10 protein-coding genes are annotated in these 14,806 nt (G+C 59.7%); 2 read left to right on the forward strand and 8 right to left on the reverse strand.

The window, feature by feature from the left end:
• Positions 1 to 93: 93 nt before the first annotated feature.
• The 8 genes from N3C12_10965 to N3C12_11000 form a co-directional block, all read right to left on the reverse strand.
• Entirely contained in the window at positions 94 to 3,120 is a 3,027-nt protein-coding gene (locus tag N3C12_10965) for a transglycosylase domain-containing protein (GenBank protein MCX8072959.1), read from the reverse strand.
• 1,114 nt (positions 3,121 to 4,234) lie between these two features.
• A complete protein-coding gene (carB, locus tag N3C12_10970; protein ID MCX8072960.1) occupies positions 4,235 to 7,486 on the reverse strand; it encodes a carbamoyl-phosphate synthase large subunit in 3,252 nt (1,083 codons plus the stop codon).
• A gap of 12 nt (positions 7,487 to 7,498) precedes the next feature.
• A complete protein-coding gene (gene carA, locus N3C12_10975) occupies positions 7,499 to 8,623 on the reverse strand; it encodes a glutamine-hydrolyzing carbamoyl-phosphate synthase small subunit (GenBank protein MCX8072961.1) in 1,125 nt (374 codons plus the stop codon).
• Complete coding sequence (locus tag N3C12_10980) at positions 8,620 to 9,927, reverse strand: dihydroorotase (GenBank protein MCX8072962.1); 1,308 nt, start codon at positions 9,925 to 9,927, stop codon at positions 8,620 to 8,622. The genes carA and N3C12_10980 overlap by 4 nt, the downstream gene beginning before the upstream one ends.
• Positions 9,924 to 10,913: an aspartate carbamoyltransferase catalytic subunit gene (locus N3C12_10985; GenBank protein ID MCX8072963.1), complete on the reverse strand. Its 990-nt coding sequence runs from the start codon at positions 10,911 to 10,913 to the stop codon at positions 9,924 to 9,926. Before N3C12_10985 ends, N3C12_10980 begins: the two co-directional genes overlap by 4 nt.
• A gap of 1 nt (position 10,914) precedes the next feature.
• Positions 10,915 to 11,457: a bifunctional pyr operon transcriptional regulator/uracil phosphoribosyltransferase PyrR gene (gene pyrR, locus N3C12_10990; protein ID MCX8072964.1), complete on the reverse strand. Its 543-nt coding sequence runs from the start codon at positions 11,455 to 11,457 to the stop codon at positions 10,915 to 10,917.
• 165 nt (positions 11,458 to 11,622) lie between these two features.
• Positions 11,623 to 12,216: an aminoacyl-tRNA hydrolase gene (pth, locus tag N3C12_10995; GenBank protein ID MCX8072965.1), complete on the reverse strand. Its 594-nt coding sequence runs from the start codon at positions 12,214 to 12,216 to the stop codon at positions 11,623 to 11,625.
• Positions 12,217 to 12,418: 202 nt separating this feature from the next.
• Complete coding sequence (locus N3C12_11000; protein ID MCX8072966.1) at positions 12,419 to 13,111, reverse strand: hypothetical protein; 693 nt, start codon at positions 13,109 to 13,111, stop codon at positions 12,419 to 12,421.
• Positions 13,112 to 13,371: 260 nt separating this feature from the next.
• Between N3C12_11000 and N3C12_11005 the strand changes: the two genes are divergently transcribed.
• Together N3C12_11005 and N3C12_11010 are read left to right on the forward strand one after the other, a co-directional pair.
• Positions 13,372 to 13,998, forward strand: a complete 627-nt coding sequence (locus N3C12_11005; GenBank protein ID MCX8072967.1) for an ATP-dependent Clp protease proteolytic subunit — start codon at positions 13,372 to 13,374, stop codon at positions 13,996 to 13,998.
• Between the two features lie 10 nt (positions 13,999 to 14,008).
• Complete coding sequence (locus N3C12_11010; GenBank protein MCX8072968.1) at positions 14,009 to 14,803, forward strand: CPBP family intramembrane metalloprotease; 795 nt, start codon at positions 14,009 to 14,011, stop codon at positions 14,801 to 14,803.
• The last annotated feature ends 3 nt before the right edge of the window (positions 14,804 to 14,806 follow it).

The following is a 14,806-nucleotide window of genomic DNA, read 5'->3' on the forward strand; positions in this document are numbered from 1 at the left end:
ATAATCACGCTCTTTGAAGTTTCAAGGGGCCATCCTGCAAGATTTTTGCTTCCCGCCCGAGCTTGCTCCCAGGCGAGCAGGACGGACCCGCGCTCACATGCGCGCATTGATCGCTGGGGCCGCCAGCTTAAGCACAGTAACCGGGAGCGCGGACGTGAACTCGTATTGGGCGGCCTCCGGTCCCGGAACAGAAGCGGTCACTACGCCAAAGAATCTATCGTCGATAAAAAACAAAAACGTTGCCGTACGGCTCACCGCCTTTGCCGAAATCACGCCCCCGCCCTTGCGAAAGGTCTTGTAACGATTGTCCCCAGATCCGGTCTTACCCCCGACTAAGGCCGGCGTCCCATCACGATGCACAAAAACTCCTCGCAACCGCCGCGCCGTGCCCTGTTCGACGACCTCGGCCAGCGACTGTCGTAGCAAGCGGGCAACCACCGGGCTCAGTACTCGCTCACCGTTTCCAGACGCTGGTAGCAGCACCGTCTCGTACGGGGTGTCGGCGGCAAAGTGGAGTCGGCTGACCCGCAGCAGTGGCCTTCGCACGCCGTCGTTGACCAAAATCCCAACAAAGTCGGCCAAAGCAATCGGCCGATCCGAAGAGCTGCCGATCGCGGTTGCTAGGCTGGGAACCAGTTTCCCAAAGGGGAACCCGAGTCGCTGCCAGTAGGGCGTCATGCGGGCGAAGGCGTCCTGCTCGATGCGAATCCGCAGGCGCAAGTCCTGCGCACGGCGATTCTTGGGCCGCAGTAGCCAGCTTGACACGAGATTCCGAACGGCCGTGCTTCGCTCCACCACCACGTCCCACGGCATCGTGGGCTCGCGAAACAGCTCCCCGGCGAGCCAAACATCAACCGGGTGTCGGCCTAGAAGATAACCGAAGTCAGCCAGGTTCAGCCGCGGGTTCCTATAGGCTCGAAACAGTCGTCCAACATCAACACCCTCGGGGAACGCACCGCGACGTTGCAGCCAGCGCTCAAGCTCCGGCTCTGTCGAACCGATGTTCCACGCAAAGAACAACACGGCTAGGTGCCTCGGGCTTTGCGATTTCGAGCCCAGCAGCCGGTGAACCACATCACCCTCGCCGTGACGGCGGAAACGCCAATACGACCGGCGCAAGTGCTGCAAGGCCTCGCCCTCGGCAATCTCCTGCAGCATGCGCTGGCGCACAGGGTGCCGGGGGTCCGTCAGCACGGCCTGCACGTTGTAATTCAGCCGAGCCTGGTGATACCGCACCAGGTCGCGCATCAGTCGGATGAACACCAAGTTCGTGGATCGGCGCAGCGCTTCCCGCACTGACAAAATGCGCGAATCGTCGGACCGGTCAAAGTTGCTAAAGGTGTGCACACCGCCGCCAGTAAAAAACACCTCTCCAGGACTGGCGGAATACCTGCGCTCCAGTGCCCGATTCAGGATGCCCTCCAAGTCGATCGTTGGCTCCCTAGAAAGCTCTCCTGCTACCCATTGGGTTAGGGGGTCAGGTCCAAGTTTGGCGAGCTCGATGAGCTGCGCCGGTTCGCGGCCATGCAGGTCCTTATAGAGCTCCTCAACGATCTCTAGGTAGTGCGCGAGGGTCCGGGCTTTGGCCGTACTTCCGAGTTCGAGCTTCACACCGTCATTGATGTCGAACGGCTGGTCCAAATTGTCGGCGTGAACGCGGGCAACATTCCCCTGCGGAGTTCGTTCGAACAACAGTAAGCTATAAGTCACGCGACTCGGGTCGCCGGAGCGCAGCAACCGTTCGGCCTTTAAGCCCTTGGCACTCACAAATTCCGGCGACTTCAGGTCCAACAGCAGTTGCGTCACCTGCTGCTGAAGCTCGGTATCCACAGTGCTGTCCGCGGTCAAGTGCAGTTGGTGAAGGTCATAAACGTTGGAAATCCCCAACAGACGCATCAGGTGGGTTCGTAGCGCGTTCACGCCTTTCCGCTCGATCAGTGGTGGAGGTTCCGCGGGCTGAACTCCAGGAGAAAACTCGACCTGAACAGCACGGACACTCCTCGCAAAATCCGGATGGAGTTTCCCTTCCCGCACAAGCAACTCCAAGTAACCATGGGCACGTTCCTCGAGTTGCTGGCGATGATTCAGCAGGTAGTCCGAGGGGGCGCGCACTGCGGACAACAGCAAGAGGACTTGCTTGAACGCCTTCGCGCGCTCGATCGAGCTGTGGGGTAGGGAAAGTTGCTGCAGCACATCCTCAAGCTCGACACCGAACCATGCGCGCAAACCCTCTCCCAAGCCGTTCACCTCGCCGACACCCGGTACAGCCGCCAACGGCAACGTGTTCAAATAGTCGAGGATAATTTGACGGCGCGATAGCGTGGTATCCTCCCCGAGACGGTAAGCTTTAAGCGACGCCGCCACAATCTGCCGCAGTTTCTCACCTGCCCCGGCGGTTCGGCCCTCTGGAGAGTGGCGAAACTTTTCCAACTGCACCGCGAGAGTGCTGCCCCCCTGCAAATCCAGCCTAAACCCCAAACGACGACCGATATAGGACACCGTCGCATGGGCCAGGCGATCCCACTCGACCGCAGGGTTGCTCCGCGGGTCTCTAGGATTGAGGAGCTCACGGTTCTCAATAAACAGCAGCGCTTCGATCACGTCGCGCGGAATTTCCTCGAAGGCCTGAAACACTCCGCGCCGGCTGGTCGCGTCGAGCAGCACAGTACCGTCCGAGGCCCGCAAAACGAGCCCCGCAACCGCTGGTTCCTGGTACGGAGGCGCGATACCGTTTCGGACGAGCCAGGCTAGCTGCGGAGACTGGCGAGCTTGCGCTGTAATCCGGTATCCGGCCTCATAAAGCCGGGCGATGAATTCGGGGATGCGGACATATCCTCGGCGAGCATCGAAAGGGCCGTCGACAGGGAAAGCAACCGAATCACTAATCCCCGGGGCCACGGCGAACGTTGCCTTCTTTGCGAAATCGCTGAATACGCGCGCTTGGATGGCCGAGGTTTCAAATTCGTACGCCAAAATCGCCCCGCACAAAGCGCCACACAGGAACTCGAACACCCAAGTCGCAACGAATGCTGCCGACTTGAGCCGCTTCTGACGCTCCCGCCGTGGGGAAGTCGGGCTCAGTTCAACTGTTTCCGCTAAGGGAGGCGCCGTCGTTTCCACCACCCACCCACGCTGTAGCTTGTCTGCAGCTTACTACACCGTGCCTGTTTGTACTAGCGGAACTCTCCGCCACGCTTCCAGACAGGCCCTCGGACGTGGCAGGCGACTTGGGACGAACAACGAAGACGCAAACTCACATCTTGACTCTGGGTGAGACATCGGAGTAGGCGAGCACAGTGTTCGGAGTGCACCCAGACACGACGAAACGACGTTGAGTGGGGACACGGTGAGAGATCAATACATCGAGCAACCAGACAGAGGATGGGGTTTTAAGGACCAGTTTCTACGATGGCTCGGTTTCCGCGCCATCTTTTCTGCCCTAATTCTCTCGTCGCTGCTCGCTACTTCCGAAGGACGAGCAGAAATAGGCTGTTGTCAGTTCCTAACCAACACGAACCAGCCTGGGCTTCGCTGCGCCACACTCACACGCGAGCAGTGTAACGCGCTTCGGCCTGCAGCCACGTTCTTCCGCGGGCAACGATGTGACAGGATCCGGCAACGGTGCGTTTTTCAACTGCTGCCGACCACACCCCCATCACCGATAGCGACCAAGACTCCGGTGCCAACGGCCACACCTACCGCCACGGCAGAACCCGGCGGGTGTTGCGAGGTAGCAGCCAGTCGGGCTGTCCCCTTTGGATTCTGTGGGAACGACATAACCGCCACAGATTGCTTCGGAACGTTTGGCTTTCGTGCATCCTTTTGCCCGGAATGCCGCTGCTCCAGTCATGACGGCCCAGGGTTTCAGGTAGCTCCCGGCGGATGCATCTCGCCGACCCCAACCGTGGAGCGCAGGCCAACGCCCACGCCGACTCGCATGCCATCAGTCCGCACGAAACCGCGAGCCACTCACACCCCGACTGCGACTGCCACCCCTGCGAGCGGTTGCTGTGAAATCCCGGTGAGCGCGAGCAACCCCGGCTCTTCCTTCTGTGGCAATGACATTCCACGCGCAATTTGCCTGCAGGCGTTCCCCGGGGCAACGTTTTGCCCCTCCTGCCGTTGCTCATCTCACAGTGAGACGGGATTCGGGACAAAACCTGGGCGATGTGTTCCCCAACGGCCACCGCGGGCTCCCCGACCTCCCAGGCCGCCCCGTTGACCGCCTGCTGCCCTAACCAGCCGTGCGCACATCAATCACGTTGGCGTGGAGGTAATGGTCCTGTAGGGGCTTTACCGTTAGCGTTTGCCGGCGCAGAATTTCCACCGCCTCAACAGCCGCCTCGGCACCCGCAATCGTAGTAAAGTAAGCAACCCGGCACTCTAAGGCAGACCGACGAATGGAGAACGAGTCGAGCTGCGGACCATACCCTTGCGGGGTGTTGATCACCATCTGCACCTGACCAGCGCGAATTGCGTCGACACAGTGCGGATGGCCTTCGGGCACCTTGTTTACGAGTTCCGCCGCAATCCCCTGGGCGCGCAAAAACGCCGCAGTACCGCGGGTTGCCAACAAACGAAATCCAAGGCGCTGCAGGCGACGCGCTATCCCCAGGGTAGCGAGTTTGTCTTCGTCGCGTACGCTGATGAACACCGTCCCCTCCATGGGCAGGGGGTTACCAGCGGCCATTTGCGCCTTCGCAAACGCGGCACCAAAGGTCATGTCGATGCCCATGACCTCTCCGGTGGACTTCATTTCGGGTCCCAACAAGGTGTCGACGCCAGGGAACTTCGAAAATGGGAATACGGACTCCTTTACCGACACGTGGGGCGGCACGATCTCATGCGAAATCCCGAGCTCGTCCAGAGTTTTTCCCACCATCACCCGCGCGGCCACTTTCGCGAGCGGTAGACCAATTGCCTTGCTCACAAAAGGGACGGTCCGCGAGGCCCGGGGGTTCACCTCCAACACGTACACCTCGTCACCTTTCACCGCATACTGCACGTTCATCAACCCAACCACGCCAAGTTCGAGCGCCAATTGCTCCGTTTGCCGGCGGATTTTTTCGATCACGCGGGCTGAAAGCGACATCGTCGGGAGAACACAAGCGCTGTCCCCGGAATGTACCCCGGCGCGCTCGATATGCTCCATGATGCCGCCAATCACGACGCGCTTGCTGTCGCAGAGCGCATCCACATCAAGCTCGATTGCGTCTTCCAAAAACTTATCGATCAGAATCGTTCGCCCTGGAGCGGCGTCCAGCGCCTTCTCCATGTAGCGACGCAGTCCGACGTCGTCGTACACGATCTCCATCGCCCGACCACCTAAGACATAGGACGGGCGGACCAGCACGGGATAACCGATCTCGTGCGCGATGGATAAAGCCTCGTCGACCTGCAACGCAGTGCCGTTTGGTGGTTGGCGCAAACCCAGCTTGTGGAGCATCGCGGCAAAACGCTGTCGGTCCTCGGCACGATCGATCGCATCTGGTGGCGTCCCTAAAATCTTCACCCCAGCACGTTCGAGCGGGACGGCAAGCTTCAGGGGCGTCTGTCCGCCGAATTGCACAATCACTCCGACTGGCTTTTCTCGTTGCACAATGGCGAGCACATCCTCGATCGTCAGCGGCTCGAAATACAACCGGTCGGAAGTATCGTAGTCGGTGCTCACGGTCTCGGGGTTGCAGTTCACCATGATGGTTTCGAAACCATCTTCTTTCAGAGCGAAAGCTGCGTGAACGCAGCAGTAATCAAACTCGATCCCTTGCCCGATCCGGTTCGGCCCGCCACCCAGGATCACCACCTTGGGCCGACTCGAGGGCAGCGCTTCATCCTCTCGTTCGTAAGTGGAGTAAAGGTAAGGCGTGTAAGCTGGAAACTCCGCCCCGCAGGTGTCGACCATCTTGTATACGGGCTGGATATTTTCCTCGCTCCGCCACTGACGCACCTCCTCCTCGGAAACACCGCTCAGTTGCCCGATGCGCACGTCGGAAAAGCCGAGTTCTTTTGCCCTCCGCAGGGTTGTCGCGGACAGTCGCCCGTTGCCTCGGCCCTCTACCTTAATACGCTCCTCTGCATCCACGATTTGCTTCACGTTGGCGAGAAACCAAGGATCAATGCGGCTCAGCGCATGAACCTGCTCAACACTCATCCCAGCACGAAACGCTTCGGCCAGGTACCAAAGCCTCCGGGCGTTTGGTCGTCGCAATTTCTGCTCGAGTTCCGCTTGATTAGCCGCCGCGGGCCCGCGCCCCCGCGCATCAAACCCGTACGAGTCGATCTCTAACGAGCGGATGGCCTTTTGGAGCGATTCCTTGAAGGTTCGCCCGATCGCCATGACCTCACCCACGGACTTCATCTGGGGGCCGAGTTCGTCTTTAGCCGATGGGAATTTCTCGAAAGTGAATCGGGGAATTTTGGTGACAACGTAGTCGATCGTCGGCTCGAAGCTCGCGGGTGTTTCCCGTGTAATTTCGTTGCGGATTTCGTCGAGCGTATATCCGACGGCCAGTTTCGCGGCGATTTTCGCGATCGGGAAGCCCGTCGCCTTACTGGCCAGAGCCGAACTGCGGGAGACCCGCGGATTCATTTCGATCACTACCATCCGGCCATCTTTCGGATTGACGGCAAACTGGATGTTCGACCCACCGGTGTCCACACCGATCTCGCGGATGATGCGGATCGCGGCATCCCGCATCAGTTGATACTCTTTGTCGGTCAACGTCTGCGCCGGGGCAACAGTGATACTGTCGCCAGTATGAACGCCCATGGGATCGAAGTTCTCGATGGAGCAGATGATGACAACGTTGTCCTTCCCGTCGCGCATCACCTCCAGCTCATATTCCTTCCACCCGGCGATTGACTCCTCCAGCAGCACCTCATGCACTGGCGATGCAGACAATCCCCACTTGACCTGATCGAGGAACTCTTCCTCGGTTTCGACGAGACTGCCGCCCGTCCCCCCCAAGGTGCGCGAAGGGCGAATGATGAGCGGGAGCCCAATCTCCCTGCGGATGGCCTCCGCCTCGTCAAGACTGCGAGCATAACCCGATCGGGGCAGGTCTAACCCGATCCGTAGCATCGCCGCTTTAAAAAGGTGGCGATCTTCGGCCTTCTTGATCGCCTCGACTTTCGCGCCGATGAGCTCCACCCCATACCGGTCGAGCACTCCGGACTCTGCCAGCTCCAGGGCGATGTTCAGTCCCGTCTGTCCACCGACGGTGGGCAACAGCGCGTCCGGCCGCTCTGCAGCAATGATTTTTTCTACCATCTCCGCGGTGAGGGGCTCGACATAAGTGCGGTCGGCAAACCCCGGGTCGGTCATGATCGTGGCCGGATTGGAATTCACTAAAATCACGCGGTAGCCGTTCTCGCGTAAAGCCTTGCACGCCTGGGTTCCGGAGTAGTCGAACTCACAGGCTTGGCCGATCACTATCGGGCCAGAACCGATCAACAAGATGCTGTGGATGTCCGTCCGCTTCGGCATGAACTCGCTCTCCTACACGACAGGTTGACGATGGCGCATGACGTTGAGGAAGCGCTCGAACAGGTACGTTGCGTCGTGAGGCCCTGGTGAAGCCTCAGGGTGGTACTGAACGGAGAACAATGGCAAGCGCGCGTGCGCCAGGCCCTCCACCGTCTGGTCGTTCAGGTTCACATGGGTGAGCTCCGCGATTCCGGAAAGCGAATCGACGTCCACAGCGAAGCCGTGGTTTTGCGCCGTGATCTCGACCTTGCCCGTGGTTAGGTCCTTCACCGGCTGGTTGCCACCATGATGGCCGAACTTGAGCTTGTACGTCCGGCCACCGAGCGCGAGGGCGAGGACCTGGTGTCCCAGACAGATGCCGAAAATTGGCTTTTCCCCGATCAACTCCCGCACAATGCGCGCGTATGGACCAACATCCGGATCACCCGGGCCGTTGGACAAAAAGATACCGTCCGGGTTCCAAGAGAGGACTTGCCGCGCACTGGTTGTAGCGGGAACCACCTTCACCCGACAACCGAGCCGCACAAGATGGCGCAGGATGTTTCGTTTCACTCCATAGTCATACGCCACCACGAAGGGGCCTTGGGGATCCACCCTTTCCTCGTAGCCACCGTCAAGGCGCCAAGTTGACTGATGCCAGTCGTAGGGCGTGGTACAGCTCACTCGCTGCACTAAGTCCTGCCCGACCATGGGCCGCACTTGTCGAGCCTTTTCCACGACTTTGCGCGGGTCGCTCTCCACTGTCGACAGTACCGCCGACTGGGCGCCGCGATCGCGGATGTGACGCACAAGTTCCCGCGTATCGATGCCTTGAATTCCGGGAATTCCGTGGCGGCGCAAGTAAGCCGCAAGCGATTTCTTTGCGCGCCAATTGCTCGGCTCTTCCCAGTACTCGCGCACAATAAAGCCCTCGACCCACGGCCGGTTGGACTCGACATCCTCCTCGTTGACACCAACATTGCCAATTTCAGGGTACGTCATGCAGACCAACTGCCCGCAGTAGGAGGGGTCGGTCAAAATCTCCTGATATCCCGTCATCGAGGTGTTGAACACGATCTCGCCTGCTGCCTCGCCTTCAGCGCCGAAGGATTCCCCCTCGAATACAGTGCCATCAGCCAATCCTAAAATTGCCTTCACTGTCGCTCTCCGTTGAGCGGCTCCCCAAGCCGCCATTTGATCTCGCCATTCACAACGGTCATGACCGCCCGCCCCCGCAATTCCCAACCGAGAAATGGGGTGTTGCGAGAGCGTGAACGCAGGTCTTCCGCCTCTACACACCAAACCAAATCGGGATCGATCACCGTGACATCTGCCGGGGCCCCCACTTCAAGGGCTCCACCCGGGATGCGTAAAATGCGCGCCGGGTTGGTGCTCAGCGCGGCGATCATTTGCTTGCGGCTCCAGCCGGTTTCTCGAGCCATCGCCAACGTCAATGCCAGGGCAGTCTCCAAGCCGATGATGCCGTTGGCCGCTCGGTCGAACTCGCATAGTTTTTCGTCTTCGTGGTGCGGGGCGTGATCGGTCGCAACGCAGTCGATCGTGCCGTCAAGCAATCCTTCACGAACCGCCTGCACATCTGCTTCGGTGCGCAGCGGCGGGTTCATTTTTGCCTGCGCGTTGTATTCTGCCACCGCACGTTCCGTGAGAGAGAAATGGTGCGGCGCGGCTTCGGCAGTGACTGGCAATCCCCGACGTTTGGCTGCCCGAATGAGTTCCACAGCTCCCGCGGTACTCACGTGGGCGACGTGCAAGTGCCCGCCACTCCGCTCTAAAATTGCCAAGTCCCGCGCGAGCATGGCCTCTTCCGCAGCATTTGGAATTCCCGGCAGCCCCAGCCGAAAGGACCATTCGCCTTCGTTCATCACCCCGCCCGCCGAGAGACTCCGATCTTCTTCGTGCGCAATCACCGGAAGCCCAAACATCGACGCGTATTCCAAGGCCCGTCGCATGAGCAACCCGTCTTGCACGGGATGCCCATCATCCGAAACTGCAACAATTCCAGCCCGACGCATTTCCCCGATTTCTGCGAGTTCTTGTCCAGCAAGCCCCTTGCTCACAGCGCCGATCGGGTACACGCGGGCCGTTCCGGCAAGGCGCGCACGCTCCAGGATAAACTCGGTTACTGCAGCCGAATCGTTGACCGGCATGGTATTCGCCATACAGGCCACTGCGGTAAAACCGCCAGCAACGGCAGCCGCACATCCCGTGGCTATCGTTTCCTTGTACTCGTAGCCGGGCTCGCGCAAATGCACATGCATGTCGATGAGACCAGGGACAACCCAGAGGCCTGTGGCATCGATGACCAAGTCAGTCTTCTCCGGTTCCACGGCTCCAGCTGGAACCAACGCGGCAATTCTTCCGTTTACAATGTGAAGATCCGCCACCTTTTCGAGATCGTTAGCTGGGTCGATCACCAAGCCCCCGCGAATCCACAGACTCATTGCGTCGCCCTCCGCTCCGCGCGTCCGAGGACTGTGATCTGTTGGACGGAGCGCTTCGCCTCCCCCTCGCGGGCACCGGTGCCCAACAAGTACAGCACGGCCATGCGCACCGCGACACCGTTGCTGACCTGGTCCAAGATCACCGAGTACGGCCCATCGGCAACTTCACTCGAGATTTCGATCCCCCGGTTCAACGGGCCTGGGTGCATGACAATCACATCAGGCTTCGCCACTGCCAGATGCCGCTCGCTCAAGCAGTAATAGCGAGCGTACTCCTCAACCGACGGAATGAAATGCCCTACTTGCCGCTCACGCTGCAGCCGGAGAAGCATGATCACGTCGGCGTTGTGTACCGCCTCGCGCAAGTCCGTCGTCGTATGGGCGTAGGCCGCGCACTCGGGCGGGAGCAGTGTTCTCGGCCCCGCAAGTCGCACTTCGGCTCCAAGGGCACGCAAGGCATAGAGGTTCGACCGCGCTACACGACTGTGCAGAATGTCGCCAATAATCGCAACAGTTAAGCCATCAAGTCGCTCTTTTCGCTCGCGAATCGTCACTAGGTCCAACAAAGCCTGCGTGGGATGCTCGTGGGCTCCATCCCCTGCGTTAATCACCGCACAATCGACGTACTTCGCTAACAGGTGAGCCGCACCCGCGCTGGGATGCCGCAAAACCAATACGTCGGGGCGCATCGCTCCGAGATTGCGCGCTGTGTCCAGCAGGCTCTCCCCTTTTGCAGCACTGCTCCCAGTTCCACCGAGACTGATAAAATCGGCGCTCATTCGCTTGGCAGCGATTTCAAAGGAGACACGCGTGCGGGTGCTCGGCTCGAAGAACGCGCCAATGACCGTCTTGCCACGCAACGTCGGCACCTTTTTTATCTCGCGTTCGGAGATTTCCTTAAATGAAGCGGCGGTATCCAAGAGAAAGAGAATTTCCTCGCGCGTGAGCCCTTCGAGCCCGAGCAAGTGACGCCTCAGGAAAGCCATTTCACTCCCCCTGCCGCACCAGGGCGACTTCGTCCACACCATCGCTTTCCACGAGCCGCACCTGGACCTCCTCGTCGAGCGCCGTGGGCATGTTCTTGCCCACGTAATCAGCACGGATGGGTAACTCCCGATGCCCGCGGTCCACCAACACACAGAGTTGCACGTTGCGCGGCCGGCCAAGATCCATCAGCGCATCGAGGGCCGCACGTGCAGTGCGCCCGGTGAACAATACGTCGTCGACCAAGACCACACGCTTATCGTCCACAGGAAAGTCGACCTTCGTCCCCTTCACTTGCGGCTGTTGGCGGCTGCGGCTCAGGTCGTCGCGATACAAGGTGATGTCCATAATCCCTGTGGGAACGGTCGTCCCATCAATCTCGGTAAACTTTCGCTTGAGCCGTTCTGCCAAATGCACCCCTCTCGAGCGAATCCCAATGAGCACCAAGTCTTCCACGCCCTTGTTCCGCTCGACAATTTCGTGGGCAATGCGCGTGAGGGCACGGTCGATGCCGCGAGCATCTAAAACGACACGCCCCCCTCTCATGGCCACCTCGGAGGCAAAAAAAAGCCCCCACGATTCGCGGGGGCCACGTCTGTGTCGGTTAGGCTTGCTTGAAAATTCGTCATCGATTTTCCTTTCTGGCCTCACAGGACCAGATTAAAGGACCGCGTCAACGCTTAGACCTTGTATCTGCGGCGCCGAGCAGTGTCAACTGGCAGAGCGCGCGTTGAATCGGTTCATTGCAACTTCGACGCCTTGAGAGAGCACGGTCTCGACAGCGTCCGCCGCCCGCTCAATCGCCTCGTCAATCACGGGCCTCTCCGCCCGGCTGAATGGGCTCAGCACGAATTCCACGATATCTCCATGCTTGGGCTGGCCAATCCCGACTCGAATTCGGGGCACCAACTCGCTCCCGACCGAGGCCAGGACGGAGCGCAACCCCTTATGACCACCGTCGGACCCCTGTTTTCTCACCCGAATCTTTCCGAGCGGGAGCGCAACATCGTCGAGCACGACCAGGAGCTGCTCAGGACGGAGCATCCACCGTTTCAGCCCTTCACGGGCTGCAACCCCAGAGCGGTTCATGAACGTTCGGGGCTTACCCAAAATGACCTCTTGGCCAACGATTCGCCCCTGTCCGTAAAGCAAGGATGGAAGGCGCTGGCGCAACACAATCCCATGCCTTCGACACAACGCGTCGACGACTTCGAAGCCCACGTTGTGCCGCGTACCAACGTATTCCTCCCCCGGGTTCCCCAAGCCCAGGACCAGCCACTGTGCTCCCGCCGGCCCTTCAATCACATTTCCTCCAACGAGGTGTTTTGCATCTCGCCGTGAATATTTTCTGGCGCACTGCGTCGACTGTCCGTGCAGCCGAAGCGGATCCCCCTCCGCGAGCTGCTGAGCTGGTGGGTGCCTCCCCCCGCCCACCAGCTCGCCCCTCCCCTCCTCGCAACCCCCGGGGCCGAGCAACCGGCCCCGGGCCTCTCCCGCAAACCGCTGCTCATCTGGCTTCCCTCTGCGGGCTCAAAATCGTTCCCGCAAACGGCACCAGCCAACTGACCCGTTGCCGCGCTTTCCAGCGCGAAAGTCGCTGCTGCCATGCCCGCCAGCCTTCAACTGCTTCCCTCTCTTCCCACCAGTGGCAAAGCGAGGCAAAGTCCGGGGCGCTCCAGAGGATGAGCGCCTCTCCTGGCCGCATTGGCACCGAGTAGGCGCCGACAAGCGAGATCGATCGCAATTGAAAAAGGGGGCGCAAAACGAACTCGACCTCTTCGAAAAACTGGGGCAAGGAGCCCGGAGGCAGAACATATATCTGCTGCTCCGTTACCCAGCCTCTCACTTCTCTTGCTAGGATGTCAGAGCGAGTTGGGCAGAACGCGGCCGGCGCCAAAATCCGGTCGAACCCGCCGCGTCGATAGCGGACCATCGCCGACCACCACGGCCGCAAGTGCGTATCCTGCAGCGAGGGGTCAAACTGCCGTGCCAGCGACTGCGCCCAGTGGCCCCAACCGTCTATCTCCCACAAGTTCACCACCCGCGGCCAACGAGATGTGCTTCCGATCACCTGCCAGGTACATACCAAACGAGATACTTTGTTCTCCTCGGAATAACGAGCTCGCTCCAATACTGCGGCCATGTACGGTCTCGCGCCGTCACCCCGAATTTCGATGGTTTCGTGCAGGTAAATCATCACGCCGGGTAAGCCGAACCACAGAATCTTTCCGAGGGCAACTCACCATCGTCGAAATCGGCACTCCCAGGTGGCGACCTCAGTCCAGGAGTCCGCCTGCGCTCGAGCCACCCGCGGCACGACCACCGAGCGAACGAACCACTGCATTCATTGCTCACGCGCACCCTTTTTGGCCGGAGCACTCGGGGAGTGCTTCGGATGGCGTAAGGGGCAATCTCAAAGTCTTGGTTGCTGAACACCAAGCCCTGCTCTACATGCGGCGCATGAGCCAAGGCAGTGAACAGAGCCTACCGTTCGACACCTTTGCCGCCGCGCTCCCACTCGAGGCACGCGGAGTGGCTAAGGCGATTGGTCAAAAGCTTTTCGAAACCCGCACCATTATCATCTGCGGAGAAATCACCATGCCGCTTGCCCATGCGATTACCGCACAGGCTTTGGCGTTGGCGGCAGTCTCCGATGATGACATTACTGTGATCGTTCATTCGCCCGGCGGGCACGTAGAGTCAGCGGACACGATTTTCGATATCCTTACCTTCATTCGTCCGCGGGTGCGGATGATCGGCACCGGCTGGGTGGCCAGCGCTGGTGCGCACATCTTCCTAGCCGCGGACAAACCCGATCGCTTTTGCCTGCCCAATACTCGCTTCCTCTTGCACCAACCCGCGGGCACAGCTGGCGGAAGGGCAACCGACCTGGAAATCGAGGCGCAGGAAATCCTCAAGATGCGGGCTCGGCTGAGTCGGATTATCGCGGAGAAGACCGGGCAGCCCCTCAAACGGGTGGAGCGAGACACCGAACGGAACTTCTGGATGTCCGCGGAGGAAGCGCTCGAGTACGGGCTGGTAAGCAAAATTATTCGCTCGATCGACGAACTGACCCCCAAAAAGTGACGGCTGTTCCATGCCAGCGGGGCTTGGAGCGCTCCTGGCGAGCCTGGCTTTCGTCCTTCTCCTGCGCCTAAAAGGTATCGCCCCCTACGAAACAGAATTCTCGTCCCGCCTCCGCCAGGCAGCAGCGTTTTGCCTGTGGGTTTCTGTACTCGCACTTGTCGTCTTTTGGCCGGTCTTTTCCTTTCAAGAACACGACATTTCGCTGATCGATCACGGAGCGTTCCCTCTGCTATTCCTGAACCACTTTGTTCTCGCGCTTTTTTTGCTCCTTTGGTGGGGGTTCCGCAGAGATGAAACGCGCTCATTCGAGACACTCGCCGCCTTTTTATTTTTGCGCTGGGACCGGTCCCTACTCCGCACGCGTGTCCTTGTAGGCCTCTTCGGTGGATTCGTTGCTTGGGTTGCGACTCTTGCCGCGGTGGGGGTGTTCGCCGGAATCTGGCTGGAAACCACGAAGACACCGCCCCCAGAGGTTCCTGAAGTGTTCGTGTGGATTGTAGGCCTCTCCTACAGCCAGAAGGCGGCCATCATTTTGATCGCCATGACCATTGAAGAGGCTTTTTTTCGCGCCTTTCTGCAGCCGCGCCTCGGGCTTTTGATGTCGAGCCTCTGCTTTGCCCTAAGCCACTTTAGTTACGGATTGCCTTTAGCGGTGTTCGGCGTATTCGTCGTCTCCCTCCTTTTTGGCTTGCTGTTTCGTTGGGCAAAACACTTGCTGCCGAGCATTATGGCCCACGGCGTCTTCGACGCTGTACAACTCTTCCTTGTGCTACCCTGGGCGCTTGAACACAGCGGCTATCTTTGACCC

It is taken from the genome of Candidatus Binatia bacterium, assembly GCA_026415395.1.
GTDB lineage: Bacteria > Desulfobacterota > Binatia > HRBIN30 > HRBIN30 > HRBIN30.